Origin of the sequence: Pseudomonas asiatica, from assembly GCF_040214835.1 — a bacterium.
Lineage (GTDB): Bacteria > Pseudomonadota > Gammaproteobacteria > Pseudomonadales > Pseudomonadaceae > Aquipseudomonas > Aquipseudomonas putida_Z.
In genome coordinates this window covers 3630352-3656021 of sequence record NZ_CP157874.1, presented here as the reverse complement: position 1 = coordinate 3656021, position 25670 = coordinate 3630352, and the positions used below count along the sequence as shown (strand labels likewise).

Genomic DNA, 25670 nt, shown 5'->3' with positions numbered 1-25670 from the left:
CCTTATAGAGTGATTTACACGTCCCCGCAGGGACACAACAAGCCGGGCTCATCGATAGGTGACAAGCTCCGGCGCCCTCAACAGCTGCACATGGGCCTGGCTGTTGAAGGAAGCCAGTGCCACGTCGCGGCCGCGGAACTTCAGCTGGCTGAGCGACGTGTTGATGATCTGCCAGTTCAGCGCGAACGCCTGGCCGGGGGTAATACGGGTAACCAGGTGGAGCAGGGCGGCAATGGTGCCGCCCGAGGTGAATATGGCGATATTGTCGCCGCTACCGGCGGCATCCAGTACGCGCTGCAGGCCGCCTTGCACGCGGGCGGTGAACGCCTGCCAGGTCTCCAGGCCATCGTCGGCATGTTCGCCATCGTGCCAGCGCTGCACCATCAGTGCGAACAGGCGCTGGAACTCGCTGCGGTGCTGCGCGCCATTGCGCAGGATGTGCAGGGCGTCGGGCTCCTGAGGCAGCAGCCCGGGCAACAAGGCGCGGATCACACCATCGGCATCGAACTCATTGAATGCTGCATCGGTCTCAACAGCCGGCACCGGGCAGCCATTGGCGTGCAATGCATCCAGGGCCAGGCGCGCGGTATCCTGCTGGCGGCGCAGGTCGCCTGCCACGCAGCGGTCCAGCCTTACACCGAGCTGGGCCAGGTGCTCACCCAGGGCCTGGCTCTGGCGCTCGCCCACGGGCGAGAGGACATCGTAGTCATCGGCGCCGAAGGAGGCTTGGCCATGTCGGATCAGGTAGAGGTTGCCCACGAAAGGTTCCGGCCTGTTGGAGGTTGCTGCGAGGTTAGGATGCGGCACACGGGCTGTCAACGAAAAAACATACAAGCGTTTGAAAAGGTTGTTTGAAAGGTGTTGCCAGCGTTTGCCACGGCTGGCAGCACCTCAGGCGCAACGGTATGCTTGCTACAGTTACGCGCCGTAGTGGCGCAAGTCTTTAAGGAGTCAACGTGGAGTTTCTTGCAGAATACGCAAGCTTTCTCGCCAAAACCGCCACCCTGGTCATCGCCATCCTGATAGTGCTGTCGGCCATCGCCGGGCTGCGCGGCAAGGGGCGGCGCAAATCGGGTGGGCAATTGCAGGTCACTCGCCTGAACGAGTTCTACAAGGACCTGCGCGAGCGCCTGGAATCCGGCCTGCTCGACAAGGCCCAGCTCAAGGCCTTGCGCAAGCAGCAGGCCAAGGCGGAAAAGCGGCAGAAGAAGGGCAAGGCCGAGGAAAAGGGCCGGGTCTTCGTGCTGGATTTCGATGGCGACATCAAAGCTTCTGCCACCGAAAGCCTGCGCAACGAAATCACCGCGCTGCTGACCCTCGCCACCCCGCGTGACGAAGTGGTGCTGCGCCTGGAAAGCGGTGGCGGCCTGGTGCACAGCTACGGCCTGGCTGCATCGCAGCTGGCGCGCATTCGCCAGGCCGGCATCCCGTTGACCGTGTGTATCGACAAGGTGGCCGCCAGCGGCGGCTACATGATGGCCTGCATCGGCGAGAAGATCGTCAGCGCACCGTTCGCGGTACTGGGTTCCATCGGCGTGGTGGCGCAGCTGCCCAACGTCAACCGCCTGCTGAAGAAGCACGACATCGATTTCGAAGTGCTGACCGCCGGTGAATACAAGCGCACCCTGACCGTGTTCGGCGAGAACACCGAGAAGGGCCGGGAGAAGTTCCAGGAAGACCTGGACATCACCCACCAGCTGTTCAAGGACTTCGTTGCCCGCTATCGCCCGCAGCTGCACATCGACGAAGTGGCCACCGGCGAAGTCTGGCTGGGCGTCGCGGCACTCAACCGCAAGCTGGTGGACGAGCTGCAGACCAGCGACGAGTACCTCAGCGAACGCGCGCGCAACGCCAACCTGTTCCACCTGCACTACGCCGAACGCAAGAGCCTCCAGGAGCGAATCGGCATGGCTGCCAGTGGCACCGTGGAGAACACAGTGGTGGGCTTGTGGAGTAAACTCGGCCGTCTGCGCTAACACCTTGAACCCGTTGAAATTTTTTTTCGTTCAGGGGGTTGCAAGGTTAAAGGAATGAAGACATAATGGCGCCCATCGAAACGCAGCAAACTTTGAAAAAGGTTCAGCGTTTCAAGGAGATAGCGAAGCGCAAGCTGCTAGATCCGACCTTTGAGGCCGAGTAGCAAAGTGGTTATGCTCCGGATTGCAAATCCGTCTACGCCGGTTCGATTCCGACCTCGGCCTCCACCATTCGAAAGCCCCGCAACCATTGAGGTTGCGGGGCTTTTTTAATGCCTGCGGATTTTGTTGACCCCGGCCATTTGGGACAATCCTGGGACACTCGAAGATATTGCATGTCCCACGGGTCCCCGGCAAGATCCGGTGCATGGTCACTATCGAGCAGCGCCCTACTCGGTCTATTGCGATGGCCAGGTACCCATCCTTGTCGAGTTGCCCAACCTTGCGGTTGTGATCGGGGCAAGTCCTCGTGAATTTGCCGGTGTCGGGGTCGTAGTGGATCTTCTCTTTCAGGCGCTCGTACGTGAGCTCTCGTGTTTTCATGAGTGCAAACGTCCTCGCCCGCGCATGTCGGCGGGCTTGAGTTGTAGGGGAGGGGTTAGGCGCGGTGGCCGCGTTCGCAGAACCAGTCGAGCGCGTCGTAGATTAGCGGGTTTTCGTACCAGTCTTCGATCTCGCGCTGCTCATGGCGGTCGCGGAAGAACATTGGCCCGAGGTAGTTGTGCCAGCTCATGAGCACCCTGGTGCCGTCGGCCAAGCGTTCACGATCCCGGCGCAATTCCTCGAGCTCCGCGCTGGACACGATGGTGAAGTGAGTTTTCTTCTTGCTCACGGCTGATACCTCTCATCAATCCAGCGCCCAGGCGCCAGAGCGGGTGTAGGTTCGGGTTGGGTTTCGTGCGGGGAAAGCTGGAGCTGGTTGCCGGCCTGCAGCTGGCTGTCGGGGATGCAGCTGATGCCGTCGCGCCAGTCGAAACCGAAGGTCCAGCAGGTTGCGCCGCGCTCGTCGTCGTGGAAGACGTCAACACCTTTGGGTAATTCGCCTGCGCTGGCGCCGGTGGCCAGCAGCAGGAGGCAGAGGGCGAGGCGGGTCATTAATAGTCATCCCAGTTCAGTTCTTTGATGAAGTCGCCACCCGAGCACAGTCGCTCGTCTGCAATCGCGTCCACGCCATTGAGATCTTCCAGAGCAGTCTTGGCACGCTCCATGGCGAGCTGGGCATGTCCGAGCTGGCGCCGCTTCCTCACTTTGTAGGAATGAAGGGCCTTCGCTTTATCCGGGTACGCAAACCGGCGCCTATACGATGCTCTCAGCACGCGCTTGATGTGCGGGCTCTTGCGACCTTCGGCCACGCACATCCGGCCAGGCCAACAAAGCGATAGGGAGCAATCCAATAGCAGTGTTCCGACTCGCGAACCACGACAAAGCGCTGGCAGACAATCGTCACCCCGTCAGGGCTAATCTCGTCGATATAGCGGAAGTGGTCCGGCCAAGCCGGTTGCTGTCTTCAGGCATGACTTCGTCCTTGGCAGCCATATCGCGGCAGTTGGCGAAAAAAGTTTAAGTTCTGGTGACTTTAATCTGTGGCGGGGTGTCCACCGGTCACGAGGAGTGCTTCGCTCCTCATCAGCTGTGGATCACATGAGCTCTATTAGCAAGGATCAACAGTTTCATGCGTACGAACTGCTTCGAAAGCTCGATACCTACACGGCTCAAACGATGAGTCAGGTTGTGTATGGTGTGACGTCCTCCTCCAACTGGCGATCGGATTGCGACCAGCACCGACGCATTTTTGAAGAATGGATGGCTTTTGCTGCAACGATGCACCTGCCTGAGCCGCCGGACGAAGACTGATCGCCGCTTGTCCGATTCAGTTTTCAGTATCTCCCGCTGCGGTTGATAACCGCTTCGTGTTCGCTATTGTGAAAGTTCACCTATCGCATACAACTAAAGTCGTAGGAGATCGACATGAGGATACGCGGTGAAGTTTTCTGGCAATGGGCTGATCCTTCGCTTCACCACCGCACTCATGACGAGACCCTTGGCGATGGAACGCACATAGATGTCCAGGTGCGACTGTCGCGCGCAGGTAGCACGCAAATGTTCATTGGAGTCTATGCCTCGACGGGCATGGCCCTTCACGAGGAGGCGTTCGATTCCCGTCCCGGTGAATCAATGACCAGGGCTTTAGCCTGGGGCGTTGGACGGGCTCGCCGCATTGCTACAGAAACTCTCCCAAAACTCGACCAGGTAGCCTGCTCGTGATAGGGGAGAGGGGTTGCTGGTGCGTTTCGCGGTAGCCAGCCAGGAACAGCAGGTGGTCGCTGCGGGGGCGCTGGTCTTCGAAGCCATTACTGTCCTTGCGCAGTTCTTGCTCGCTACCAGGATCAGAACCAGAGACAGGATGACGACCGTATAGGTCGAAAGCTTCGCATGCAGGCGCAGGCGCCGAGAGGCATGAAACCTTCCGCTGACCAGGCAAGCGCTCGGTAATTAGGCCGGTCCTGTCTGAACACCTGGCCGAACCGTTCTTCGGTGCCGGACCACCAGATCACCCGGGAAGGATCCTCCTGGATGGTCCTAATCAGCTTGGCCTCGTTCTTCTTCCAGCAAAGGTCGCAGTTGCCGTAGTCCGAGTCCATGCCAAGGTCAAAAGGTTGCTCGGCCCAGAAAGCTGCCACGTTCACCTTGATGACGCCGGCGACGTAGGATGGGCATACGCATCGGCGCTGAAGCCCAGCATGGACAGAGCTTTCTTGATGGCGTCGGTCAACGACTTCTTCGGCGCCTCACCATCAGTGGTCATGCCGTACTTGGTCTTGTACTGGTGCCGGGTGCACCCGTACTGCTCGACCTCGCCGCGCTGGCCGTCCTGCATGAACCAGAGCTGGACTTTGACGGTGTGGCCGATCCCCCGGCCCAAGCAGATTCGCTTGTCGCCTTCGCCGGAAAACACCTCGTGACCGTCGTCGAATCGCTCCTCAAGCGCCTTCCAGCCCCAACCGATACCGACCGGGCCGAACATTTCGGTCGCCTTCATGACCATCGCGGTGCCGTTCAGGCTGGTGATCTTCTGGCCGCCGACCTCGGCGTTCTTGGTGTAGCGGGTATCGGTGGTCTGCACCTGCTCCCAGATGCGCATGTTGGTTGTGGACATTGGAAAACCTCGCGCCAGGCCGGCGCCGTCAGTTGAAATAGGGGAAATGCCAGGTCAAGCCCTGATGTAGGCCAAGCGGCCTGGGCGTCGGCTATGGTTGTGCGCTCTGGCGGGCATTTGCGCCTCACCGAGACGCGAAGAAAAGCGGCGATAAATTCTTGCAGATGCTGCGTTATAGCGGCGGCGGATGGTTTGGTTTACGGATTTCTAAACAAAACTTGCAGGATTTTGCGTTTATTATGTCGGCATTTTTCAGTATCTGGCTCTAATTCCCATGGGTGCTTCAAATTCCCTGTATAGTGACTGCGTAGCCGTTTTCTGCGGCTTCTCACTAAGAGGTAGCTTTTATGCACCAGGCCATATCCCCAGAGACGCAGCGTGCCCATGAGCGCTTGAATGAACAGACTGACTTGTTCATCAAGCAGGGAGGCCAGATTGAAAGCGTTCCTTCTGGAGTCAGCGGCGTGCTAGCGAGCAAGCCGAAGGTCGTTTGGACGAACCCTCACACGGCCAAGCCGATTCACAAACGATAGCGCGCCCAGATGCACTGCTTGCTCGCTCCATGGTGAACGTGAGGGCACAACCGTGTTTGATGCGCCAAGTGATTCAGATATTTCCGTGCGGATTGGAGTGAGCGAGGCGGATGTAGCTCTTTACCGGGGTGATACATTTCGATTGAAAGATGGTTCGTGGCTCATCCATTTTTCCTTCGCAATGCCCCAAGAGCTACGGCAAAGCCTTACTGGCAGTTTCACCCTCCTTTTCAAGATTAAAGAAACAGGCGACAGGCGTATGAGTGAGCTGGATTGAGCATACGATCTGGACGCCAAGTCAGCCCAAGCCCTGTCCCAGTGGTCCGTTTTATCTCTTCTGGAAGAGTGGGAAGCGCATACTCAAATAGCTCAGGACTTCTGAGCATTGAGAGGTGTGTATGTCCAGAGATAGGTATGGCGTAGATAGTGACAGACAGGTCAGTCAGCCAGCCGATAATGAGGGGCGGCTACAGAGATCAGTCGATCAGAGTGAGAGCGCTTTCCAAGAGAACTGTGACGACAATTTCGACAGCCCTCCCTTTCGAAGAGGGCAGAAGCAGGGCCCGCCGGACCCATCGAGGGTATCCCATGCAGAGCGTTATAGTTATCACAAGCGCCCATTGGAATAACGTTCAGCTGTAGATGGGCCTAAATGTAAAAGCCTGGCCCGGTGCCGGGCTCTTTGGGTGTTGATTTCGCGCCAAATGACCAAGTGGCGGGCCCGCTGGTAGGAGTTCACACCCGAACCTCGTAGCCCACGGTCCACTCTCCGCAGATGCAGGCCCGGCAGTTCCAGGCCTGCGGATTTTCGATACTGGCCAGTTCGGCCTGGTGCATCGCGGCCGCGAAGGTCGGACCCTTGAACAACATCAGCACCCGGTCGCCGGGCATTGCCTGACTCTCGGGCAGTTCAGCGACCTGCTCATCAATGAGCGTGGTGATCAGTGGCGTTGTCATGCAGCCTCCTTGCGCCGAACGGCAATACGCCGAATGCGCTCGCAGTAATGTTTGAACTCGTTGGAGTCGATGACGAGGATCGAGGATGGAGAAGTAGGCGACGACCATCGTCTCGGCCTTCGCATCCTCCACCGGGCCAGAGCCCGGTAGAAGCATCGTCTCGATTGCTGCCTCGATGGCGCTCACCGCCACGCTGTGGGGATTCATTCCGCGTCCTCGGCCTGGGCCAGCACCGCTTCCTTGGCAAAAGGAGTGAGTAGCTGCCGGGCTATCTCTTCAAGCTGGACCATCGCGAACTCATCCACCGCTTGGGCGAAGCGCTCGTAGGTCACGCCACGCTGGTGGAAGTTGCGCTGGAAGACTACGTTACGGCGCGCCAACAGTTCCGCGATGCCATCGTCGAACCAGCGCGCCTCAGCTTCCTCAGCCGCGCTCTCGCTCACCGGAGGCGGCAACTGGTTGTCGTACTGCCATTGTGCTGCTCGAAGTGCGCCCATGGCGGTCCTCCTGGTGGTTGTGCGGCCGCATTGGCCAGGAGCCAGGCGAAGGTGACCAACCCCCCCCCCCCCGTGAAAGGTGGCCTGGCGCCTGCCAATGCGGTCGTATGTGAAGGAAGGGGATGCGGGATGCATAGGTGATTCATCTGTTCGGCTGAGCGGGATTCGAACCCGCGACCTCCCGTGCACTGGCCTCTACCTGACTGAGTTACCAGCCTCAAGCGGCATTGGCATGCCTGCCTTTTCCGCGAGCAGATGAATCACCGATACACCCTGCGATGGGGAGCAGGGCATCGGGCAGTTAACGTCAGGCGGACTTGGCGCTATCAGCCTTGATCGGTGCCGACGAGCAGCGTACGAACGTGCTGCAGAAGCTCGAGGCAGCCTGCGGCGGCCGGACGATCCGTGTTGGTGGCCGCTGGATGTTCCAGGCCGTGGCCTATTACGGCCCTTATGACTTCGAGATCACTGAAGACATGGTGGTCGGCACCATCACTGGCAGCACCGAACCGACCAATGACGATGTGCATGAGCGTTTTGTATGCCGTAGAAGCATCAGCCCAGTGCTCCAGCCCCTTGGTAAATCTCCGCTTCTCATCATCGGGCGTTCGCGCCCTTCATGTGAGTAGTTGGGCGGGTGTAAGGTACACAGATGGGGTGGATAGTAGGTTTGTTTGTGGGCGTGGTAAGTCGTGAATAGCGCTCGGATAAAGTCGCGTAGTGCGCTGATGTATGCAATTGCCTTAGAATGCTCGCCTTTCACCCCTCAAAGGAATGAATACGTGGTGAGCAATAACGCAATCTGCTGCCCGCAATGCCAAGGTCAAAACGTCCAGCTTCTGTCTATCATCCATGCTGCTGGCACTTCTCACATACAAGCAACCCACCAAGCGCAGTCCCAATCCGGATTCGGACCAAGCGTGACCGTTGAAACTTCAGGTCGGCATCAGACCAATTTGGCGGCAAGCGTCGGCCCACCTCCAGGTAAGCGCTTGCTTGGCCCGGTCATTCTTACGGGGGTTGGCGCAATCATCTTGTACGATGGCCTCAAGCTTATGAACACCTTCTGGGGCGTTGATTGGTCAAGGTTCTTCATAGGCGCGATATTTATCACCGTCGGTGTAATTGGCTTCGTTCGCCACTGGAAATTCAACGTCGCACAGTACGACAAATTGGAAGAGTGGCGCCGCACTTGGATGTGCCACGCTTGTGGCACTCGATTCATTCCGTAAACGGTATCGAGAGGGCACCTGCGGGTGCCTTTTCTTTTGGCAGAGCTGTTCAGTATTGCGCTGGAGGAGGGGAACGATGCCGGACGCTATCGTCCCATGGCATCCGTATCAGCGAACCCTTGATCAGCCTAAATCCCCCTCAACGATGAGCAACTCACGACGATAGGCGCGTAATGCCATCGCCTTTGCTTGCGAATAGGCGGGATCGGCATAGCACGCCTGGGCCTGGGCATAACTGTCGAACTCGACCGCCAGCGCCCGTGTGCTGGTATGCGACTCGACCAGCGCTGTCGAATCGAGAACCTTGAGCCTGGCGCCATAATGCTCGGCGATTGGCGCCCACAACCGGCCATATTCCTGCTGCGCCTGCGTGTCGGTAACAGCAGTCCCCAGAATGATCCAGTAACCTTTCATCAATTACTCCTGTTTGCATGTTCTGTACGAGAAGCCTGCCTCAGGGAGCCAGCCAGGAGGATTGCCACAATCCTTCATGGCGCAGGAAGCGCGCCCGTTGCTGAACGGGTCGTGTGAGATCCAACCACTCCAGCGCTCGTGGCTCGATGCATATGATTGCGAAGTGCTCGAAACCGCCCAGGATGCGTTCGTAGGCGACTTCAGGGCTTTCAATCACCTGTCCCGGCACAGCGCCATGACGGAACAATGCCTGTGTCTTGTCACGCGCCGCCGACCAGCAGCGTCGTCGATGCCCGATATCCTCGACCAGGGTGGCAAGCCCCTCCATGCGCACCTGGGTCAGGCCGCAGGGGCTCAGTGCCGTTAATGCAACGCGTGGGTCAACGGCTATCTGTGTGCATTTTGCCGAGCGCCTGTCCGCGTAAAAGTACAGCGCGCGTGCACGGGCATCGGCATCCCGCAGCACAACTGTCCTGGACACGGGCCATCCTTGCTCGTCCAGGGTGGACAGTTGCATGAGCCGATAAGGGTTGCGCACGGGGCCGACCGGGATCGCCAACTGCGCCCATATGGTCTGAAGCAGATCGTCCAGCATGAAAAAACCCATGTTCCATGAAACGAGGGCCGCAGCAATGCTGCGGCCACGGACGATCAAATGCTGCGTGTTACGCCGCCATCGACCCTGATGTTCTGCCCGGTGATGTAGGCCGCGCCTTCGCTAGCAAGGAACGCAATGGTCGCAGCGATCTCTTCGCTGGTGCCGTAGCGCTTGAGCGGCACGCTGTCGCGGCGTTGCTCGGTGCTCGGCAAGCTGTCGATCCAGCCAGGGAGGACGTTGTTGATGCGCACGTTATCGCCGGCGAAATTGTCGGCGAAGATCTTGGTGAACGCGGCAAGGCCCGAGCGGAATACAGCAGAAGTCGGGAACAGCTCGCTGGGTTCGAACGCCCAGGCAGTGGAGATGTTGATGATCACTCCGCTCTTCTGACGCTGCATGTAAGGCGTCACCAGGCGAGTCGGGCGAATGACATTGAGCAGGTAAGTATCCATGCCCTTGTGCCAATCCTCGTCGCTGATTTCCAGGATTGGCGCGCGCGGACCATGGCCGGCGCTATTGACCAGCACATCGATACGGCCCCACTTCTCCACGACAGCGTCGACCAGGCGTTGCAGGTCTTCAACCGACTGATTGCTACCGGTTACACCAATACCGCCGAGTTCGGCAGCCAACGCTTCGCCCTTGCCCGAAGAGGAGAGAATCCCAACCTTGAAGCCGTCGGCGGCCAGGCGTCGTGCTGCCGCTGCGCCCATGCCGCTGCCACCCGCCGTGATAATCGCAACTTTTTCTACTGACATGCTACCTCCAATCTCTCAATGCTGATTTTTCAGGTGCATTCACCTTAGCAGCAGTCCTACTGGTGAGGGAGACAGCTAAACTTCACTATTGCGATAGATTAACTATCGACAGCTTGTTGCTTGAGCCAGTGTTGGACGACGCTCAATGAGTCCGGCTGTTTCATCTTGCGTGGCCAGACCAGATAAAACGACTTGTCGACCCTGAGTTGCTGGGTAAAAACCTGCATCAGTCGGCCTGCGGCAATGTCATCACCGACGAACGCAGGGCTGGCCAAGGCAATGCCCTGGCCGCTGATTGCCGCTTCAATGGCCAATGAGGTCTGATTGAAGCGCAGATTTCTGGCTGTGGGTTGCAGGTGATGCGGGAACAGCTCTGCCAGGAACTGAGGCCAGAAATTATGGGCATCGTGCAACATGACGAAATCCTGCAACTGCGCAAAGCTGGCAGGTATTTCACTGCCTTCGAACAGCCTTGGGCTGGCCACCGCAACGATTCGCTGCTCCATCAGCAGCTCGCTATTCAAACCTGCTCCGAACTCGGGCTTGCCATAGCGGACAGCGATATCCACACCATCGGTGCTGAAGTGCGACAGCCGGTCGGTTGCCAGCACACGCAAATCGATGTCTGGGTGGCTCTGCGCAAAATTGCCGAGCCTGGGAATCAGCCATTTCGAGGCGAAGGTAGGTGTAACGCTGACTGTCAGGTGAGAAGTCTGCGGCCGAAGCAGGCGTGTTGCCTCGTCGATCATGGCCAGTGCACTGCGAATGCTTCCGCTGTAGCCCAGGCCCGCATCAGTCAACGCCAAGCCACGGGGCAGGCGTTCAAACAAACGCAGATCCAGGCTCGCCTCCAGCCCGCGTATCTGCTGGGCAACTGCCGCCTGGGTCACGCCCAGCTCCTCGGCAGCCACACGGAAGTTCAAGCGGCGAGCCACCACTTCAAAAACACGCAACGCGTTCAGCGAGGGCAAATCAGGGAAACCGTCTGGCATGGCAATGAAGATTCTATCGAGTTTGGCAATTGTTCTGTTTCTCTGATGCTTTCACAAGGTTGATAACCTGATCGGGCTCGAAAGATTCACTGTGCCGAGGCTACTCCCTGAAACTAGCTAAAGAAACCTGTGCCAATCGAAAGCATCGCTTGGCTAGCTTGCTGAAACGTTTCTTCGTGTCTATAAAGGGGAACAACTCCAAGAAAGGCAACCTGTCATGCCCCTCCTCAAATTCTTCGTTGCTCTCGGCGCCCTGTCCGCAGCCTCCCACACCATGGCCTGGGATTACGTTCTGCTCGACACAGACAAAGCCGCCCAGAATTGGCAGATCACCAGCCAGCAACTTGGCATAAAAACCGACAAGCCCTTCAGCGTTACCTTGCGCACTTTGCACGGAGGCCGGCAAGAGGGTGTCAGCATCGTCGACATCGATAACGGTACGATGAAACTTTCGGTAGTGCCGACCCGCGGAATGAACGTCTTGCAGGCGTCGGTCGGCAATGTGCGCATGGGCTGGGATTCGCCGGTCAAGGAAGTGGTCAACCCGTCCTTCATCGAACTCAATGGGCGCAATGGTCTGGGCTGGCTGGAGGGCTTCAACGAACTGGTCGCCCGCTGCGGTTACGAATGGGTCGGCCACCCCGGCGTCGACAATGGCGAGCTGCTGACCCTGCACGGTCGGGCCGCCAACATACCTGCGAACAAAGTCACCCTGCACATCGATGAGAAACCACCATACGCCATCAGCCTGCGTGGCGAACTGAAAGAGCAGGCGTTCAAGAAGGTCGACTTCTCCGTCGTGACTGAATTGGTCACCGAACCGGGCAGCGTGATGTTCGCCCTCAACGATACCCTGACCAACAACGGCGATTATCCGAAGGAATACCAGGCGCTGTATCACAGTAACTTCAGCACCCCGTTTCTGGAGCAGGGCGCTCGGTTCGCCGCGCCAGTGAAACAGGTGTCGCCGTTCAACGACAAGGCAAGGGAAGATCTGGCCGATTGGCAAACCTACCGAGCGCCCACCAAGGACTATGACGAAACGGTTTATAACGTGGTGCCGTATGCCGATGCCCAGGGCAATACGTTGGCCGTGTTGCATGACAAGGCTGGCAGTCTGGGCGTTTCGGTCGGCTTCGATACTCGGACATTGCCTGTATTTTCACTGTGGAAAAATACCGATACCCAAGGCCAGGGTTATGTGACCGGGCTCGAGCCGGGGACGAGTTTTTCCTACAACCGCCGTTACCAGCGGCCACTGAACCTGGTGCCGACAATCGGACCGAAGGAACACAGGCAGTTCCACATCAGCTACAGCTTGTTGGCGGACAAGGTGGCAGTGGACAAGGCCTTGAAGCAGGTTGGCGAGATACAAGGAGGGCGCGAAACCGAGGTGCGGCAGACGCCATTGGTTGATCTGACCAAGGGGTAACGCCGGCCAGGGCATGTCGGCCTCGTCGACTAGTCAGAACTATCAAAGTTGTTGTTTTCATGCCTTTGCTGAAAGGCTGCTTTCGACCCAAAGCGGACGTTAAAAGATAACTGGTTTCGTAAGCGCGACGCGTACTCTGTGGGAGCGGGTTTACCCGCGAAGCAGGCGCCGCGGTGGATGGCACCGGCGGTGCCGGTGTTCGCGGGTAAACCCGCTCCCACAATGATTGCTGTTGGGCAAAATGACAGCCAAGGGTCGATAGCTGTCTGTCGCCTACGGCCGCAGGATCCATCGCCCGCCGCTCCGTCCATTCAAACGCTAGCCTTCAGGCGGGGATATCCCGCAAACGAATTCATCCAATCCCAGGCGGTGCGAGCCGAACTCCACAACATAGCCAACCCCGCGGCGCTCCGCCTCGGCCCTGGCAGTCTTCTGGTCGGCATAAACATCGACGAAATGCCAGGGATGCCGGTCTCTCAGTACGCCCCATCCAAGCACCCAGCCGTCATTGTCCGGATCGGGTGGCAGGTTTTTCGCCAAGCTGCGGATGCCCATACATTGACCCCGATGTGCTAGCCAGTTTGCGGCTTGCGAAGCAACTACAAACCACGACTTGGACAAAAACGTATATGGAGCATAGCGTTTACTCGAAACCAGAGCCCAAGGCGCGCCCATTGGTTCGCTTTACAAGGGACGGAAGCGATTTCTGACTGCCTGCGCTTGAATGCAGCAGGGTAGCGTGCGCTGCACCAACAGCCAGCGCACATGGGCCATCACCCCTCGAACTGAATCACCATCCGCCCTTTGATCTTGCCCTCCAGCATCTCTTCGAAGATCTGGTTGATATCCTCGATCGGCCGCAAGGTCACCTTCGGCACCACTTTCCCTTCCGCCGCAAACTGGAAAGCTTCCTGCAGGTCCTGGCGGGTACCGACCAGCGAGCCGATCACCTCGATACCGTCCAGCACCAAACGAGGGATATTCAGGTTCATCGCTTCCGAAGGCAGGCCGACCGCAACCAGGCGGCCACCCGCACGCAGGGCATCAACGGCCGAGTTGAAGGCAGCCTTGGCAACGGCGGTAACCACGGCGGCATGGGCGCCACCGGTCTTGGCCTGGATGACCTTGGCGGCATCCTCGGTGCGTGAATTGATGACCAGGTCGGCGCCCATCTCGCTGGCGAAGCGCAGTTGCTCTTCGTTGACGTCGATGGCGATCACTTTGGCGTTGAAGACGTTCTTGGCGTATTGCAGGGCAAGGTTGCCCAGGCCGCCGAGGCCGTAGATGGCGATCCATTGGCCGGGGCGGATGTTGGAGATCTTCACCGCCTTGTAGGTGGTCACGCCGGCGCAGGTAATGCTGCTGGCGGCAGCGGAGTCGAGCCCGTCGGGCACTTTTACCGAGTAGTCGGCCTTGACGATGCAGGCTTCGGCCATGCCGCCGTCCACGGTGTAGCCGGAGTTCTTCACTTCGCGGCACAGGGTTTCGTTGCCGCTGTTGCAATACTCGCAATGCCCGCAGCCCTGGTAGAACCAGGCCACGCTGGCGCGGTCGCCCGGTTTGAGCGAGGTGACGCCTGGCCCTACTGCCTGGACCACGCCGATGCCTTCGTGACCTAGCACCACACCGGTCTTGTCACCGAAGTCGCCATTTTTCACATGCAGGTCGGTGTGGCACACACCGCAGCATTGCATCTTCAGCAGCGCTTCACCGTGCTCGAGGGGGCGCAGGGTTTTCTCCACCACATCCACGCGACGGCCTGGTGCAACAACAGCAGCTTTCATAGGAGCCTCCGTGTCTATCCGAATGAGCTTGGGTTATCGCCGGGGTTAGCATAGCCCTTGCCGGGTGGGGCAAAACTGCTTCAGGTCATGGTCTGGGGTGGGAGGCTCGCGCGCAGCAGGTACCTGCCCTGCGCGGGCACTTGTAGGAGCGGCCTTGTGTCGCGAAAGGGCCGCAGAGCGGCCCCGGGATTTCAGCGGTGGCGCATAAGTTGTTGGGGCTGCTTTGCAGCCCATCGCGACACAAGGCCGCTCCTGCCGGGTTCTGCGTAAGGCTCGCCACAAAAAGAAAAGCCCGCGGCAATAATGCGGCGGGCTGCAAGAACATACGGAGCAGGGCCAGTGTGCCCATCCGGATGTCAGTATTTCGTGAAGGTCAGGTCATGAGGCTGTCATGCATGCATTTTGCCTGGTCTGGCCCTGCCGCCGACACAGTCATAAAAAAGCCCGCCTTGGAAGGCGGGCAAGCAACGTTTGAAGGGAGAGCCTGCAGAGTGGACCCGGCCGGTTAACCGAGCATTAAGCGGTAACGCATTGACCTGCGCAGCCGATCAGCCTATACAGGCCTGCCACCAGCCCAGGAGCCAGCATGCACGACGAAGACGACCTGCACGAACCCGAGCACGATCACCTGCTTGACCACGAATTCCTCTACGACGATATCGAGCCTGAAGCGGATGCCCAGGGCGCCGAGGACGAGGTTGAGGAAGACGAGGAAACGCTGGATGACCTCGATGACGAGGAGCGCGATCACCCAGCCTGGTTCGACGACTGCGAAGACGACTGACTCAGCGCCCGTCTACCGAGAAACGCCCTGGGCCGCTCACTGCCAGCATCAACAGGCCGCCCATGATGCTGAGGTTTTTCAGGAACTGGGTCATGTTGGCGCTGCGCTCAGGGTCGACCATGCTCCAGAACGGGTGACCCAGCAGCGCCGTGCCCAGCACGAACAGCGCCAGCAGGAAGGCCAGCGGCCGGGTGTAGAAACCGAGGATCAGCAGTATGCCGACGACGAACTCCATGAGCACGGCAACTGCCGCTGCCAGCATGGGGGCAGGGGCGCCCAGTGAAGTCATGTAGCCGACCGTGCCTTCGAACCCGGTCAGCTTGCCCCAGCCAGACAAGACGAACAGGATCATCAGCAGCACACGGGCAATCAGGATAATGATGTCGCGTTGACCATCGAACAGGGAGTAGCGCATGGCGGTGTTCCAGTGGACGGGTACAAGCTCCACTCTAGCAGCTGCGCAAAGGATTGCTGGCGGGCAGCAAAAAGGCGCCGCAAGGGCGCCTTCGCAAAGAATTTGGTGCGAGTGGCGGGACTCGAACCCGCAAGGCTCACGCCGACAGATTTTAAGTCTGCTGTGTATACCAATTCCACCACACTCGCACGCTTGAAGGGGTCGTGACGACCAGCTCGCTTCTAAGCAGAAGGGCTTCGCAATCAAGCGCGCTTTATAACCCATTGTTATAGTTGAGTCAACCACAGCACCTATGATCAACAGAGTGAAGGGTCGATCGATTGGGCAATTGACACCTTGCTGTCATTACGCCACTGTTGCCCCTTTATTGGATCCAAAGAGTATGCGGTGATGAATCAGTCCAGTGCTTCCGAGCGTATCGTACGCCCACGGCTGTTCTGGCGACTGTTGTTCGTGCTGGTAGTCGTGTTGGGGGCGTTTCTCTACCTCAGCCTGATCAGCCTGGGCGGTTACCTGCTGATGCTGGGGTTCGATGCCGAACACCCTCAACCGCAGCGCCTGATGGCCCTGGCCGGTGGCGGGCTTATCCTGCTGGTCGGCTTGTGGCTGCTGAAAGTGGCGATGCCGCGGCGCATCAGCCCGGTGCTGGTTGAGCCAGAGCGTTGAACCTCGCCCTATCTTCCCTCCTGCCGTACCGGTGGAGCTCGCATGGTTTCAGCTGACTGCCTCGACCACCCTGTCATGCCTGCCCACCGCTATGAACAGCTGGTTCAGTCGGTGGTGGATTACGCCATCTACATGCTCGACCCGTCCGGCCATGTGGTGTCGTGGAACGCAGGCGCGCAACGCATCAAGGGGTACCGTGCCGATGAAGTGATCGGCCAGCATTTCTCGTTGTTCTTCACCCCGCAGGATTGCACCGAAGGCCGCCCGGAGCGCTTGTTGCGCCAGGCGCTGGAGCAGGGCGTGGCGCAGGATGAAGGTTGGCGCGTACGCAAGGATGGCACGCAGTTCTGGGCGCTGGCCGCGCTGGATGTGATTCGCGATGACCAGGGCCAGGTCGTCGGCCTGGCCAAGGTGACCCGGGACATCACCGACCGCCGCGAGTCGGCGCTGCAACTGGACGCGGTACGCGCCCAGCTGTTCCAGGCACAGAAGCTGGAGGCCCTCGGTCAGTTGACCGGTGGCCTGGCGCATGACTTCAACAACATGCTTACCATCATCATCAGCTCGGCGCGCCTGGCGCTGGCCACACAGGACCCGGCACGCGCCCAGCGCATGCTGCAGCATATTCTGGATGCCGGGCAGCGGGGTACCGAACTGACCCAGCAGCTGCTCAGCTTTGCCCGCCACCGCAAGCTTGATGTGTCTTGCGTCGCCCCGGCGAACCTTATTGCCGCCACCCGTGGTCTACTGGAGCATGCGCTGCCCGGTTCGATTGACCTGGAGGTTGTGCTGCAGCCAGACCTGCCCCTGATCGAGGTGGATGCCGGGCAATTGCAGATGGTGCTGCTCAATCTGTTGTTCAATGCCCGCGATGCCATCACGGGGCAGGGCCGGATCGGCTTGACCGTCGATGTGGTCGAACTGGCCGGCGAGGTGGAAGGCCTGCACGGCGGGTTTGTGCGTTTCGAGGTGGAAGACAGCGGCGAGGGCATCGCGCCAGCGGTACTGCCGCGGATCTTCGAACCGTTTTTCACCACCAAGCCCTTTGGCAAGGGGACTGGCCTGGGCCTTAGCCAGGTGTATGGTTTTGCCAGGCAGAGCGGTGGTGCCATTTGCGTGGACAGTGAGCCCGGCCGGGGAACTTGCATGCAACTTTACTTGCCAATCTATCAGCAGGCGGACAGCCAACTCGACAGGTAGAACACCATGGCACAGGCACTCAGGCGGCTGGTGACGGGGATCGATGGGCTCGATGCGTTGCTCCAGGGTGGCCTGGTGGCTGGCGCGTCCTACATCATTCAGGGCCCGCCGGGCGCGGGCAAGACCATCCTCGCCAACCAGCTGGCCTGCGGGCATGTGCGCGGCGGTGGCAGGGTGCTGGTGGCCACCTTGCTGAGCGAGTCGCACGAGCGGCTGTTCCAGTACCTGGCGACCTTGGAGTTCTTCGACCCGGCACTGGTCGGCGACCCGATCCAGTTCGTCAGTGCTTTCGACACCCTGGAGCAGGAAGGCCTGGACGCCGTGGTACGGCTGCTGCGCCAGGAAATCGCCCGCCAGCAGGCCAGCCTGCTGATCGTCGATGGCGTGCTCAATGCCCGGGTGCGTGCGGAAACAGCGCTGGACACCAAGAAATTCGTTTCCGAACTACAGGGCCATGCGGCCTTCGCCGGTTGCACCGTGCTGCTGCTGACCAGTGCCCGGTTGGAGGAGGGCAGCCCGGAGCACACCATGGTCGACGGCGTGATCGAACTGGGCGAGCAACTGTTCGGCAGCCGCGCCGTGCGCCATATCCAGCTGCGCAAGACACGGGGCAGTGCGGCGTTGTCGGGGCGCCATGAATGCCTCATCGATGGAGCCGGCATGCATGTATACCCGCGCCTGGAGTCGCTGTTCAGCCACCCCAGCCAGGCGGGCAGCGCCACCTTGGAGCGCGTCAGTAGCGGGGTGGCGACCTTGGATGAAATGCTCGGTGGCGGCCTGGCCACGGGCTCGGTCAGCCTGCTGATCGGGCCCTCGGGTATTGGCAAGACGTCATTGGGCCTGGCTTTTCTCGGTGCCAGCAGCCCGCAGGCGCCGGGGCTGCATTTCGGCTTCTACGAAACGCCGGAGCGCCTGCGAATCAAGGCCGCGTCGCTGGGTTACGATTTTGCAGCCATGGAGCAGGGCGGCAGCCTGCAGCTGTGCTGGCAGCCGACCACCGAGGGCCTGCTGGACCAGGTCGGTGCGCGCCTGCTCGAGCGAGTCGAAGCGCAAGGCAGCAAGCGCGTGCTGATCGACAGCCTGGGGGCGTTCAGCCGCCTGGCCATCGACCCGGCGCGGCTCAATGCGTTTTTCCGCGCTCTGGCCGGCGAGCTGCGCGCACGCGATATCAGCGTGATGCTCACTTGGGAAATGCGCGACATCTTCGGCGCGGAGATCAGCGCCCCGGCCCCGGACCTGTCGAGTATCGTCGACAACCTGATGCTGATGCGCTTCGTCGAGCTGGATTCGCAGCTGCGGCGCATGCTGTCGATCCTCAAGGTGCGTGACAGCCACCATGACCCTGCCTTGCACGAGCTGCTGATCGGGCCGCAAGGCATTACCCTGCGCAAGGCGTTCGAAGGCGCCTGCGGTGTGCTCTCGGGAACGCCGGTGTCGCAGGGGAGCGGGTGACGGGGCGGGCGATGAACACCATCCTGATCGTCGATGACGAGTACCTGATTGCCGATATCCTCGGTTTTGCCCTGGAGGACGAAGGTTTTCTGGTGGAAAAGGCGAGCAACGGCTGCAAGGCGCTGGAGGCACTGAAGGAAAAGCGCGTTCAGCTGGTTATCACCGACTACATGATGCCACTGCTCAACGGTGAGGAGCTGGTGCGCTCGATGCGTGAGGACCCGGCCTTGAGCGAGTTGCCGGTCATCCTCATGAGTGGCGCGCAGGCCAACCAGGGATGCCCGGAACTGTTCGCCGCGGTGTTCGACAAACCGTTCGACATGGACTGTATGATCGCCAAGGTGCACGAACTGCTGGGCACCTGAGGCGCGGGGCGATCAAGCGCGTCCGTGCGGCTTGAGGCAGGTCGCTCAGTGCGAGTCGTCGTGCTTTTCCGGGGCCGGGCTGCCAGCCTGGATACGCTTGAAGATTTCTTCGCGGTGGACCTGGACGTCTTTCGGTGCATCGATACCGATCCTCACCTGCATCCCTTTGACGCCCAGAATGGTGACTTTGATGTCATCGTTGATGACGATGCTTTCGCCAACCTTGCGGGTGAGTATCAGCATGTAGTTCTCCTTGGTGATGTAAAAGTCCGTCGGGCTAGTTGCCACGGCGGCGGGAGCTTGTCCCTCTTCCTTCTCATTAAAGACGCTTTCGGCGGATAGTAATTCCCCGACAGACAAATTCTGTTGCGTGTCTTCAGTCGCAGGTGCCGAAGCAAACCGCCAGCGGTTTGTCGGCCAAGGTGCTCGGTGGCAAGAATAGGGGGCTTGGCGGCCAATGGGAAATTTCTTCGCATCATGGTCTGAATAGACCGGGTTAATGGTCATCCTGTTCCTCGAGTGCCTGAAGAAATAACAGCAAGGCTACTTCTTCACGGTCCAGGCCTTTGCGTACACGGTTCTTCGGCAAGTTGGCCAGGCGCCCCAGGGCATAGTGTTCAAGTACAGCCGGGTGAATGTAGCAGCGCCTGCACACGGCCGGCGTGTTGCCCAGGCGTGATGCTACCTGGCGGACGATGGCGGCGACCTGGCGCTTGGCTTCGCTCTCGGGTTCCCAGGCCAAGGGCCTGAGCAGGTCCAGGGCCAGGCTGCTACCGGCCCAGGTGCGGTAGTCCTTGGCGGTGAAGTCGGCGCCGGTCAGCTGCTGCAGAAACTGGTTGACCTCGCTGGAGCCGACACTGTGGCGCTGGCCGTCGTCGTCCAGGTACTGGAACAGCGCTTGCCCGGGCAGCTCCATGCAGCGCTTGAGCAGGTTGGCCAGGCGCCGATCGTTGAGGCTGACGTTATGCTCGACGCCACGCTTGCCGCGGAACTGGAAGCGGATGCTGCTGCCCTTCACCTCGACATGGCGGTTGCGCAGGGTGGTCAGGCCATAGGACTGGTTTTCACGCAGGTAGCGCTGGTTGCCGATGCGGATCAGGGTGTGGTCCAGCAGGCTGACCACCAGCGCCATTACCTTTTCCCGGTCCAGGCCTGGCCGGGCAAGGTGGGCGTGCAGTTGTGCACGCAGTTTCGGCAGGGCCTGGGCAAACGCCAGCATGCGCCCGTACTTGTGCTGGTCGCGTACTTCGCGCCACTGCGCATGGTAGCGATATTGCTTGCGGCCACGGGCATCGCGACCTGTCGCCTGCAGGTGGCCCTGCGGGTCGGCGCAGATCCACACCTCGGTATAGGCCGGGGGGATTACCAGTGCAGCGATGCGGGCGAGGGTATCGCTGTCGCGCACCCGCTGGCCGTCGGCATCCAGGTAGATGAAGCGCCCCCGCCAGCGCCGCCGGGTCAGGCCCGGCTGGCTGTCGTCGACGTAGTGCAGGGAGCGCGGCAGGGGGCAGTCAAGCATGGCTGGCAGGCCTCGATCAGGTCACTGATCAATGGACACCAGCCACGGGGCCGATGCTCAGCCCAGCAACGCCACCGACTTGATCTGGGCGAACAGCACTTGGCCCGGGTGCAGGCCGAGCTGGTCTGCCGAGAAGCGGGTGATGCGTGCGAGCAAGGCGTTGCCGCCGGCATCCAGGCTGACCAGCACATGCGCCGGGTTGGCGGCCGGGCGGCTTTCGCGCACGCGCACCGGCAGGCGGTTGAGGATGCTGGAAGTACTGTCGGCTGCCAGGGCCAGGCTGACGTCACGGGCCTGCACCTTGACCCGCAAGGTGCTGCCCATCGCCTGGGCTGGGTGGGCGATACGCAACAGCGGCCCAGCGTTGCCGGGCAGGCGCAGGTCGAGCAGGTCGTAGTGCGGGTCGTGCCCCACCACCAGGCCCTCGAACACCACACCGGCATCCTCGCCCTCGGCCAGCGACAGGTCGAGACGGGCCAGGGTTTCGCCGATCGGGCCGCTGGCCACTGCCTGGCCTTGCTCCAGCAACACCAGGTGGTCGGCCAGCCGCGCCACTTCCTCCTGGGCATGGCTGACATACACCAGCGGGATGTCCAGTTCGTCGTGCAGGCGTTCCAGGTAGGGCAGGATTTCGCGCTTGCGCGGCCCGTCGAGGGCAGCCAGCGGCTCGTCCATCAACAGCAGGCGCGGGCTGCTGAGCAGGGCGCGAGCAATGCCCACCCGCTGCGCCTCGCCACCGGACAAGGTTGCCGGCCGGCGTGCCAGCAAGTGGCCGATACCCAGCAGCTGGCAGGCCTGGTCGAGGCTGACCTTGCGCTCGGCAGCGGCCACCCGGCGCCAGCCGAACTCCAGGTTGCCGCGTACCGACAGGTGCGGGAACAGGCTGGCCTCCTGGAACACGTAACCCACCGGGCGCAGGTGTGGTGCCTGGAAGTAGCCACGGGCGCTGTCTTCCCAGACTTCGCCGTTGACCTCGATGTAGGCGCTGGCGACCCGTTCCAGCCCGGCCAGGCAACGCAGGCAGCTGGTCTTGCCAGAGCCGGAGTGGCCGAACAGCGCGCTGATGCCGCGCCCGGGCAGGTGCAGGTCGACGTCCAGGGTGAAGTCGTCGCGCGCCAGTTTCAGGCGCGCCACAATCGATGCGCTCATTTCAGCTCCAGCCAGCCTTGCCGCGGCGCCCAGCGTACAGCAGGAGCAGCACCAGGAACGAGAACACCAGCATGGCACCGGCCAGCCAGTGTGCTTGCGAATAGGCCATGGCCTCGACATGGTCGAAGATCTGCACCGAGACCACGCGTGTCTTGTCGGGGATGTTGCCGCCAATCATCAACACCACGCCGAACTCGCCCACCGTGTGGGCGAAACCGAGGATGCTGGCGGTGATGAAGCCCGGGCGGGCCAACGGCAGCACCACGTGGACGAAGGTGTCCCAGGGGCTGGCGCGCAGTGTGGCAGCCACTTCCAGAGGGCGCTGGCCAATGGCGCCGAAGGCGTTCTGCAGCGGCTGGACCACGAACGGCATGGAATAGATCACCGAACCGATCACCAGGCCGGTGAAACTGAACACCACGCTGCCCAGGCCGAGCGCCTGGGTCGCCTGGCCCAGCCAGCCATGCGGGCCGAGGGCGATCAGCAGGTAGAAGCCGATCACCGTGGGTGGCAGCACCAGCGGCAAGGCCACTACCGCGCCCACCGGCCCACGCAGCCACGAGCGCGTGCGCGCCAGCCACCAGGCGATGGGCGTGCCGACGATCAGCAGGATCAGGGTGGTCAGGCTGGCCAGTTTCACGGTCAGCCAGATGGCACCCAGGTCACTGGCGTCCAGTGGCATCAGATTTCATAACCGTAGGATTTGATCACTGCCGCGGCTTTCGGACCTTTCAGGTAGTCGACCAGGGCCTTGGCGGCGGGGTTGTCCTTGCCTTTTTCGAGGATTACCGCGTCCTGGCGGATGGGCTCGTGAAGGGAAGAGGGAACGATCCAGGCCGAACCGCTTTCGACCTTGCCGTCCTTGTAGATTTGCGACAGGGCGACAAAGCCCAGCTCGGCGTTGCCGGTGGAGACGAATTGGAACGCCTGGGTGATGTTCTGGCCTTCGACCAGCTTGGGCTTGGTGGTTTCGGTCAGTTTCAGCTTGTCCAGCACCTGGGTGGCGGCCAGGCCGTAGGGAGCGGTTTTCGGGTTGGCGATGGACAGGTGCTTGAACTGGTTCTTCTTCAGCACTTCGCCGTTGGCGTCGACATAGCCAGGCGTGGCCGACCACAGGGCCAGGGTGCCGATGGCGTAGGTGAAGCGCGAGCCCGGGACAATGGCCTTTTCCTGCTCGAGCTTGGCCGGGGTGCTGTCGTCGGCAGCCAGGAATACCTCGAACGGCGCCCCGTTCTTGATTTGCGTGTAGAACTGGCCGGTGGCGCCATAGGCGGCGACCAGCTTGTGGCCGGTGTCTTTTTCGAAGTCCTTGGCAATGGCCTGGATGGGGGCTGTGAAGTTCGCTGCGACCGCGACCTGGACTTCATCGGCCCGGGCAGTGTTGAAGGCGAGCAGACTGGCCAGGGCGGTGGCAGCCAGGTGGGACGGGCGGATACGCATGAAGGCAGTTCCTTGGGGGTTATCGTTATAGCCTGAACTATATAGCGATAGGCCGTGGGCCGGGAAGGGGCAAGGTAATGCGTAAGCAGGCCAGGCCCTTTCGCGGGTAAACCCGCTCCCACAGGGGCCCCCCAATATTCGAATTGTGGGAGCGGGTTCACCCGCGAAGAGGCCAGACCTGCTTATGCAGACGCCTGGCGGCCGATCACGGCCAGCGCCTTTTCGGCAATCTCCCGGGTCAGCTCGCCCGCCGGCATATGCCTGCCCAGCCGCAGCGCCTGCCCCGACCACAGGTTGCTGAAATCGCTGTTGCCCTGCGGATCCGTAATCGCCCGCAAAGGCATCAGCGCTCCGCCGGCCAGTGGGAAGCGTGGCGCAAGGTCGCTCATCGGCCCCAGCTCACGCATGATGCGGTTGTTGATGCCGCGCGCCGGTCGGCCGGTGAACAGGTTGGTCAGCGCCGTGTCGCTGGCGGGTGCACTGTCCAGGGCCTGGCGATGCGCCGGCGAGACCTTGGCCTCGGGGCAGAACAGGTACGCTGTTCCGATCTGCACTGCCGAAGCACCCAAGGCCAGTGCCGCCAACAGGCCGCGGTGGTCAGCAATGCCGCCGGCGGCAATCACCGGCACGCTGACCGCATCGGCCACCTGTGGCACTAGGGCGAAGGTGCCGATCTGGCTGGTGATATCGTCGCTGAGGAACATGCCGCGATGGCCGCCCGCTTCATAGCCCATGGCAATGATCGCATCACAGCCGTGGTGCTCCAGCCACACGGCTTCCTCTACGGTGGTGGCGCTGGACAGCACCTTGGCACCGCTGGCCTTTACCCGTTGCAGCAGGTCGGCCTGGGGCAGGCCGAAGTGGAAACTCACCACCTCCGGGCGCAGTTGCTCGACCAGCTGGCAGCTCTGTTCGTCGAAAGGCGCGCGGTTTGACACCGGCGTGGGCGCCGCGAAGTCTGCGCCCACTTCGCTGTAATAGGGCTCGAGCGCCTGCTTCCAGCGTGCATCGCGCTCGGCATCGGGCGCTGGCGGCTGGTGGCAGAAGAAGTTCAGGTTCAACGGGCGGCCCGGGCAGCCGGCGCGGAAGGCGGCGATCTCGGCGCGCACCTGGTCGCCCGTGAGCATGGCGCAGGGCAGGGCGCCCAAACCGCCCGCCAGGCCCACGGCAATGGCCATGCCCGAGCCCGTCGCACCGGCCATGGGGGCCTGCAGAATGGGCAACTCGATGCCCAGCAGGTCGAGGATGCGGCGGTCGGGCCAGTGGCTCATGCGGTTCTCCTTGCGCGGGCGAGCGGTACGGCGGGGCGGGTGTTTACAAGGCTTTGCTGACCTGGATGTCGCTGATCTTGTCGGCGTCTTCGCCGTGAATCTTGCGCAGGGCTTCCAGGGCTTGTTCGAGGGAGGCGTCGGGCATCAGTGCGAAGTCCCAGCGGCGCTGGCCGTCGAGCTTGTACTTGATGACGTACTTGGTGGTCTGGGTCATGGTGGCCTTATCTGAGTTTCGACGATGAACGACGGACGATCTTGATCTTGTGGGTCAAGGTTGGCTTGCGGGTGACCGAGATCGGGCGGGTTGTCACGGTATCGATGGTGATGTTCCAGAAACCGGTGCTGGGCACGGTGATCTTCGCCGGGAACTTGTCGAAATGGCCACCGTGGTAGGTGTGACGGCCGCCGTTCTTGAAGCTGCGGAAGTTGGCGTCGTTCATCAGGCGGATGTTGCAGCGCTGGGAGCACTCGATGACGACGATGTCGTCCTCGTTCAGGTGCTCGCGCTGGTGTACGAATTTCATGTGATGCTCCGCAAGGATTGGTTCTGCAAAGGCGAAAGATACCACGATGTCGGGTTACACTGCCGCGCTGTTCCGCCAGGCGTAGATAAATCTGCCAAAGCAGGGAGCAAAACAGCCTGGCTGTGGTCGAAGCGGATTCTTGAAGGCAGAGGTGCTGCAAATGAAGTGGATGGTGGCGGCGTTGGCGGTGACGCTGGGTGGCTGTGTGAGTGTTACGGAACTGGAACAGTCGCGTGAAACGCTGGATGTGATCTCCGGCAAGTCCCCGCGCGCGTATGCCGATTGCGTCAAGCAGAAGCTGGCCGATACCCGCGACCCGCTGGTGGAAGAGCAGCGCGGCGATGGCCTGCGGCTGATCGTGCCGCAGAAGATCAGCTCGGGCGTAGGCCCGGCGGCGCTGGTGGATATCGACAAGCGTGGCAGCGGCAGCAGCATCAAGCTGCACGAGCGGCTGAACAACTTCCCGCTGCGCCTGGGCGACGTGCGCACCGCAGCCACCCAATGCATCTCCGGTAGTTGATCCAGGGCAACTGATCACGCTCCTTTTGCTTATAT

33 protein-coding genes, 3 tRNA genes and 2 pseudogenes are annotated in these 25670 nt (G+C 60.9%); 14 read left to right on the top strand and 24 right to left on the bottom strand.

Annotated features, from left to right (window positions below):
* Positions 1-48 precede the first annotated feature (48 nt).
* Positions 49-759: a histidine phosphatase family protein gene (locus ABNP31_RS16420; protein WP_085665213.1), complete on the bottom strand. Its 711-nt coding sequence runs from the start codon at positions 757-759 to the stop codon at positions 49-51.
* A 197-nt stretch (positions 760-956) separates the two neighbouring features.
* Between ABNP31_RS16420 and sohB the strand changes: the two genes are divergently transcribed.
* The gene (sohB, locus tag ABNP31_RS16415) at positions 957-1976 is read left to right on the top strand and encodes a protease SohB (RefSeq protein WP_023662815.1); all 1020 of its coding nucleotides are present in this window, start codon (positions 957-959) and stop codon (positions 1974-1976) included.
* Between the two features lie 154 nt (positions 1977-2130).
* Positions 2131-2204 (top strand) — tRNA-Cys (locus ABNP31_RS16410).
* A gap of 370 nt (positions 2205-2574) precedes the next feature.
* Here the strand turns inward: ABNP31_RS16410 and ABNP31_RS16405 are convergent.
* Genes ABNP31_RS16405 through ABNP31_RS16395 form a run of 3 tightly spaced genes read right to left on the bottom strand, consistent with a single transcriptional unit; the run spans position 2575 to position 3328 of the window.
* Positions 2575-2808, bottom strand: coding sequence for a hypothetical protein (locus ABNP31_RS16405; RefSeq protein WP_256579069.1), 234 nt, complete (start codon positions 2806-2808; stop codon positions 2575-2577).
* A complete protein-coding gene (locus ABNP31_RS16400) occupies positions 2805-3071 on the bottom strand; it encodes a hypothetical protein (protein WP_054572105.1) in 267 nt (88 codons plus the stop codon). The genes ABNP31_RS16405 and ABNP31_RS16400 overlap by 4 nt, the downstream gene beginning before the upstream one ends.
* Complete coding sequence (locus tag ABNP31_RS16395; RefSeq protein ID WP_238066546.1) at positions 3071-3328, bottom strand: hypothetical protein; 258 nt, start codon at positions 3326-3328, stop codon at positions 3071-3073. The genes ABNP31_RS16400 and ABNP31_RS16395 overlap by 1 nt, the downstream gene beginning before the upstream one ends.
* A 289-nt stretch (positions 3329-3617) precedes the next feature.
* Here ABNP31_RS16395 and ABNP31_RS16390 point away from each other — a divergent pair, with 289 nt between their 5' ends.
* Positions 3618-3830, top strand: a complete 213-nt coding sequence (locus tag ABNP31_RS16390) for a hypothetical protein (RefSeq protein WP_085665212.1) — start codon at positions 3618-3620, stop codon at positions 3828-3830.
* Between the two features lie 114 nt (positions 3831-3944).
* Complete coding sequence (locus ABNP31_RS16385; RefSeq protein WP_085665211.1) at positions 3945-4241, top strand: hypothetical protein; 297 nt, start codon at positions 3945-3947, stop codon at positions 4239-4241.
* Between the two features lie 451 nt (positions 4242-4692).
* On the opposite strand, the pseudogene ABNP31_RS16380 reads toward ABNP31_RS16385, so the two are convergent.
* Positions 4693-5133 (bottom strand): annotated as a pseudogene (locus ABNP31_RS16380) (Rad52/Rad22 family DNA repair protein); the annotation flags it as partial.
* A gap of 347 nt (positions 5134-5480) precedes the next feature.
* On the opposite strand from ABNP31_RS16380, the gene ABNP31_RS16375 reads away from it, so the two are divergent.
* Positions 5481-5666: a hypothetical protein gene (locus ABNP31_RS16375; RefSeq protein ID WP_015270896.1), complete on the top strand. Its 186-nt coding sequence runs from the start codon at positions 5481-5483 to the stop codon at positions 5664-5666.
* 735 nt (positions 5667-6401) lie between these two features.
* Here the strand turns inward: ABNP31_RS16375 and ABNP31_RS26250 are convergent.
* The 3 genes from ABNP31_RS26250 to ABNP31_RS16360 form a co-directional block, all read right to left on the bottom strand.
* Complete coding sequence (locus tag ABNP31_RS26250) at positions 6402-6830, bottom strand: hypothetical protein (RefSeq protein ID WP_371915771.1); 429 nt, start codon at positions 6828-6830, stop codon at positions 6402-6404.
* Positions 6827-7120 carry a hypothetical protein gene (locus ABNP31_RS16365; protein WP_085665208.1) on the bottom strand — a complete coding sequence of 98 codons (294 nt, stop codon included), beginning with the start codon at positions 7118-7120 and terminating at the stop codon, positions 6827-6829. Before ABNP31_RS16365 ends, ABNP31_RS26250 begins: the two co-directional genes overlap by 4 nt.
* Positions 7121-7270: 150 nt before the next feature.
* Positions 7271-7338, bottom strand: a tRNA-OTHER gene (locus ABNP31_RS16360).
* A gap of 108 nt (positions 7339-7446) precedes the next feature.
* Between ABNP31_RS16360 and ABNP31_RS26245 the strand changes: the two are divergent.
* Together ABNP31_RS26245 and ABNP31_RS16350 are read left to right on the top strand one after the other, a co-directional pair.
* Positions 7447-7641: pseudogene (locus ABNP31_RS26245) on the top strand (hypothetical protein); the annotation flags it as partial.
* A gap of 264 nt (positions 7642-7905) precedes the next feature.
* Positions 7906-8352, top strand: a complete 447-nt coding sequence (locus tag ABNP31_RS16350; protein ID WP_137137585.1) for a hypothetical protein — start codon at positions 7906-7908, stop codon at positions 8350-8352.
* Between the two features lie 123 nt (positions 8353-8475).
* Here ABNP31_RS16350 and ABNP31_RS16345 read toward each other — a convergent pair whose 3' ends face one another.
* The 4 genes from ABNP31_RS16345 to ABNP31_RS16330 form a co-directional block, all read right to left on the bottom strand.
* On the bottom strand, positions 8476-8766 hold the full coding sequence (locus tag ABNP31_RS16345) for a DUF1330 domain-containing protein (protein ID WP_085665207.1): 291 nt from the start codon (positions 8764-8766) through the stop codon (positions 8476-8478).
* A 40-nt stretch (positions 8767-8806) separates the two neighbouring features.
* Complete coding sequence (locus ABNP31_RS16340) at positions 8807-9361, bottom strand: pyridoxamine 5'-phosphate oxidase family protein (protein ID WP_085665221.1); 555 nt, start codon at positions 9359-9361, stop codon at positions 8807-8809.
* Positions 9362-9417: 56 nt separating this feature from the next.
* Positions 9418-10122 carry an SDR family oxidoreductase gene (locus tag ABNP31_RS16335; protein WP_085590913.1) on the bottom strand — a complete coding sequence of 235 codons (705 nt, stop codon included), beginning with the start codon at positions 10120-10122 and terminating at the stop codon, positions 9418-9420.
* Between the two features lie 98 nt (positions 10123-10220).
* A complete protein-coding gene (locus ABNP31_RS16330) occupies positions 10221-11114 on the bottom strand; it encodes a LysR substrate-binding domain-containing protein (RefSeq protein ID WP_025339684.1) in 894 nt (297 codons plus the stop codon).
* A gap of 217 nt (positions 11115-11331) precedes the next feature.
* Here ABNP31_RS16330 and ABNP31_RS16325 point away from each other — a divergent pair, with 217 nt between their 5' ends.
* Positions 11332-12546 carry an aldose 1-epimerase family protein gene (locus ABNP31_RS16325; RefSeq protein WP_350012530.1) on the top strand — a complete coding sequence of 405 codons (1215 nt, stop codon included), beginning with the start codon at positions 11332-11334 and terminating at the stop codon, positions 12544-12546.
* Positions 12547-12864: 318 nt separating this feature from the next.
* Here ABNP31_RS16325 and ABNP31_RS16320 read toward each other — a convergent pair whose 3' ends face one another.
* Both ABNP31_RS16320 and adhP read right to left on the bottom strand, forming a co-directional pair.
* Entirely contained in the window at positions 12865-13101 is a 237-nt protein-coding gene (locus ABNP31_RS16320; protein WP_350012529.1) for a hypothetical protein, read from the bottom strand.
* A gap of 218 nt (positions 13102-13319) precedes the next feature.
* Positions 13320-14330 (bottom strand): alcohol dehydrogenase AdhP, encoded by a 1011-nt coding sequence (gene adhP / locus ABNP31_RS16315; protein WP_075045624.1) that lies wholly within the window; start codon positions 14328-14330, stop codon positions 13320-13322.
* A 586-nt stretch (positions 14331-14916) separates the two neighbouring features.
* Here adhP and ABNP31_RS16310 point away from each other — a divergent pair.
* The gene (locus tag ABNP31_RS16310) at positions 14917-15114 is read left to right on the top strand and encodes a hypothetical protein (protein ID WP_025339680.1); all 198 of its coding nucleotides are present in this window, start codon (positions 14917-14919) and stop codon (positions 15112-15114) included.
* Between the two features lies 1 nt (position 15115).
* Here ABNP31_RS16310 and ABNP31_RS16305 read toward each other — a convergent pair whose 3' ends face one another.
* Positions 15116-15529, bottom strand: coding sequence for a DoxX family protein (locus tag ABNP31_RS16305; protein WP_025339679.1), 414 nt, complete (start codon positions 15527-15529; stop codon positions 15116-15118).
* 103 nt (positions 15530-15632) lie between these two features.
* Positions 15633-15717 (bottom strand) — tRNA-Leu (locus ABNP31_RS16300).
* A 202-nt stretch (positions 15718-15919) separates the two neighbouring features.
* On the opposite strand from ABNP31_RS16300, the gene ABNP31_RS16295 reads away from it, so the two are divergent.
* From ABNP31_RS16295 to ABNP31_RS16280, 4 genes are read left to right on the top strand one after another with little or no spacing between them, the layout of a single operon-like run.
* Entirely contained in the window at positions 15920-16195 is a 276-nt protein-coding gene (locus ABNP31_RS16295) for a hypothetical protein (protein ID WP_085615096.1), read from the top strand.
* A gap of 42 nt (positions 16196-16237) precedes the next feature.
* Entirely contained in the window at positions 16238-17395 is a 1158-nt protein-coding gene (locus ABNP31_RS16290) for a two-component system sensor histidine kinase NtrB (protein WP_085615098.1), read from the top strand.
* Between the two features lie 6 nt (positions 17396-17401).
* Complete coding sequence (locus tag ABNP31_RS16285) at positions 17402-18847, top strand: ATPase domain-containing protein (RefSeq protein ID WP_085665204.1); 1446 nt, start codon at positions 17402-17404, stop codon at positions 18845-18847.
* Between the two features lie 11 nt (positions 18848-18858).
* On the top strand, positions 18859-19212 hold the full coding sequence (locus ABNP31_RS16280; RefSeq protein ID WP_013973192.1) for a response regulator: 354 nt from the start codon (positions 18859-18861) through the stop codon (positions 19210-19212).
* 45 nt (positions 19213-19257) lie between these two features.
* Here ABNP31_RS16280 and csrA read toward each other — a convergent pair whose 3' ends face one another.
* The 8 genes from csrA to ABNP31_RS16240 form a co-directional block, all read right to left on the bottom strand.
* Positions 19258-19455 (bottom strand): carbon storage regulator CsrA, encoded by a 198-nt coding sequence (csrA, locus tag ABNP31_RS16275; protein WP_004375914.1) that lies wholly within the window; start codon positions 19453-19455, stop codon positions 19258-19260.
* Between the two features lie 253 nt (positions 19456-19708).
* A complete protein-coding gene (locus tag ABNP31_RS16270; RefSeq protein WP_085590921.1) occupies positions 19709-20731 on the bottom strand; it encodes a DNA topoisomerase IB in 1023 nt (340 codons plus the stop codon).
* A 57-nt stretch (positions 20732-20788) separates the two neighbouring features.
* Positions 20789-21880, bottom strand: a complete 1092-nt coding sequence (gene modC / locus ABNP31_RS16265; protein WP_350012528.1) for a molybdenum ABC transporter ATP-binding protein — start codon at positions 21878-21880, stop codon at positions 20789-20791.
* A 1-nt stretch (position 21881) separates the two neighbouring features.
* Positions 21882-22562: a molybdate ABC transporter permease subunit gene (gene modB, locus ABNP31_RS16260; RefSeq protein WP_025339672.1), complete on the bottom strand. Its 681-nt coding sequence runs from the start codon at positions 22560-22562 to the stop codon at positions 21882-21884.
* The gene (modA, locus tag ABNP31_RS16255) at positions 22562-23320 is read right to left on the bottom strand and encodes a molybdate ABC transporter substrate-binding protein (protein WP_238066537.1); all 759 of its coding nucleotides are present in this window, start codon (positions 23318-23320) and stop codon (positions 22562-22564) included. The genes modB and modA overlap by 1 nt, the downstream gene beginning before the upstream one ends.
* Before the next feature lie 182 nt (positions 23321-23502).
* Positions 23503-24591, bottom strand: a complete 1089-nt coding sequence (locus ABNP31_RS16250) for an NAD(P)H-dependent flavin oxidoreductase (protein WP_238066536.1) — start codon at positions 24589-24591, stop codon at positions 23503-23505.
* 43 nt (positions 24592-24634) lie between these two features.
* Complete coding sequence (locus ABNP31_RS16245) at positions 24635-24805, bottom strand: hypothetical protein (protein WP_176240905.1); 171 nt, start codon at positions 24803-24805, stop codon at positions 24635-24637.
* Between the two features lie 7 nt (positions 24806-24812).
* Complete coding sequence (locus ABNP31_RS16240; protein WP_004375922.1) at positions 24813-25115, bottom strand: DUF1883 domain-containing protein; 303 nt, start codon at positions 25113-25115, stop codon at positions 24813-24815.
* A gap of 160 nt (positions 25116-25275) precedes the next feature.
* On the opposite strand from ABNP31_RS16240, the gene ABNP31_RS16235 reads away from it, so the two are divergent.
* Positions 25276-25635 (top strand): hypothetical protein, encoded by a 360-nt coding sequence (locus ABNP31_RS16235; RefSeq protein ID WP_025339668.1) that lies wholly within the window; start codon positions 25276-25278, stop codon positions 25633-25635.
* The last annotated feature ends 35 nt before the right edge of the window (positions 25636-25670 follow it).

Bases quoted from the DNA above. Each gene is read 5' to 3' on its own strand.
- ABNP31_RS16335 (WP_085590913.1), bottom strand. From the start codon at position 10,122: ATGTCAGTAGAAAAAGTTGCGATTATCACGGCGGGTGGCAGCGGCATG.
- ABNP31_RS16320 (WP_350012529.1), bottom strand. From the start codon at position 13,101: ATGGGCATCCGCAGCTTGGCGAAAAACCTGCCACCCGATCCGGACAAT.
- ABNP31_RS16345 (WP_085665207.1), bottom strand. From the start codon at position 8,766: ATGAAAGGTTACTGGATCATTCTGGGGACTGCTGTTACCGACACGCAG.
- adhP (WP_075045624.1), bottom strand. From the start codon at position 14,330: ATGAAAGCTGCTGTTGTTGCACCAGGCCGTCGCGTGGATGTGGTGGAG.
- ABNP31_RS16295 (WP_085615096.1), top strand. From the start codon at position 15,920: ATGAATCAGTCCAGTGCTTCCGAGCGTATCGTACGCCCACGGCTGTTC.
- ABNP31_RS16245 (WP_176240905.1), bottom strand. From the start codon at position 24,805: ATGACCCAGACCACCAAGTACGTCATCAAGTACAAGCTCGACGGCCAG.
- ABNP31_RS16365 (WP_085665208.1), bottom strand. From the start codon at position 7,120: ATGGGCGCACTTCGAGCAGCACAATGGCAGTACGACAACCAGTTGCCG.
- modB (WP_025339672.1), bottom strand. From the start codon at position 22,562: ATGCCACTGGACGCCAGTGACCTGGGTGCCATCTGGCTGACCGTGAAA.
- ABNP31_RS16285 (WP_085665204.1), top strand. From the start codon at position 17,402: ATGGCACAGGCACTCAGGCGGCTGGTGACGGGGATCGATGGGCTCGAT.
- ABNP31_RS16250 (WP_238066536.1), bottom strand. From the start codon at position 24,591: ATGAGCCACTGGCCCGACCGCCGCATCCTCGACCTGCTGGGCATCGAG.
- ABNP31_RS16290 (WP_085615098.1), top strand. From the start codon at position 16,238: ATGGTTTCAGCTGACTGCCTCGACCACCCTGTCATGCCTGCCCACCGC.
- ABNP31_RS16390 (WP_085665212.1), top strand. From the start codon at position 3,618: ATGAGCTCTATTAGCAAGGATCAACAGTTTCATGCGTACGAACTGCTT.
- ABNP31_RS16305 (WP_025339679.1), bottom strand. From the start codon at position 15,529: ATGCGCTACTCCCTGTTCGATGGTCAACGCGACATCATTATCCTGATT.
- ABNP31_RS16280 (WP_013973192.1), top strand. From the start codon at position 18,859: ATGAACACCATCCTGATCGTCGATGACGAGTACCTGATTGCCGATATC.
- ABNP31_RS16385 (WP_085665211.1), top strand. From the start codon at position 3,945: ATGAGGATACGCGGTGAAGTTTTCTGGCAATGGGCTGATCCTTCGCTT.
- ABNP31_RS16235 (WP_025339668.1), top strand. From the start codon at position 25,276: ATGAAGTGGATGGTGGCGGCGTTGGCGGTGACGCTGGGTGGCTGTGTG.
- modC (WP_350012528.1), bottom strand. From the start codon at position 21,880: ATGAGCGCATCGATTGTGGCGCGCCTGAAACTGGCGCGCGACGACTTC.
- csrA (WP_004375914.1), bottom strand. From the start codon at position 19,455: ATGCTGATACTCACCCGCAAGGTTGGCGAAAGCATCGTCATCAACGAT.
- ABNP31_RS16270 (WP_085590921.1), bottom strand. From the start codon at position 20,731: ATGCTTGACTGCCCCCTGCCGCGCTCCCTGCACTACGTCGACGACAGC.
- ABNP31_RS26250 (WP_371915771.1), bottom strand. From the start codon at position 6,830: ATGAATCCCCACAGCGTGGCGGTGAGCGCCATCGAGGCAGCAATCGAG.
- modA (WP_238066537.1), bottom strand. From the start codon at position 23,320: ATGCGTATCCGCCCGTCCCACCTGGCTGCCACCGCCCTGGCCAGTCTG.
- ABNP31_RS16400 (WP_054572105.1), bottom strand. From the start codon at position 3,071: ATGACCCGCCTCGCCCTCTGCCTCCTGCTGCTGGCCACCGGCGCCAGC.
- ABNP31_RS16330 (WP_025339684.1), bottom strand. From the start codon at position 11,114: ATGCCAGACGGTTTCCCTGATTTGCCCTCGCTGAACGCGTTGCGTGTT.
- ABNP31_RS16340 (WP_085665221.1), bottom strand. From the start codon at position 9,361: ATGCTGGACGATCTGCTTCAGACCATATGGGCGCAGTTGGCGATCCCG.
- ABNP31_RS16375 (WP_015270896.1), top strand. From the start codon at position 5,481: ATGCACCAGGCCATATCCCCAGAGACGCAGCGTGCCCATGAGCGCTTG.
- ABNP31_RS16310 (WP_025339680.1), top strand. From the start codon at position 14,917: ATGCACGACGAAGACGACCTGCACGAACCCGAGCACGATCACCTGCTT.
- ABNP31_RS16240 (WP_004375922.1), bottom strand. From the start codon at position 25,115: ATGAAATTCGTACACCAGCGCGAGCACCTGAACGAGGACGACATCGTC.
- ABNP31_RS16325 (WP_350012530.1), top strand. From the start codon at position 11,332: ATGCCCCTCCTCAAATTCTTCGTTGCTCTCGGCGCCCTGTCCGCAGCC.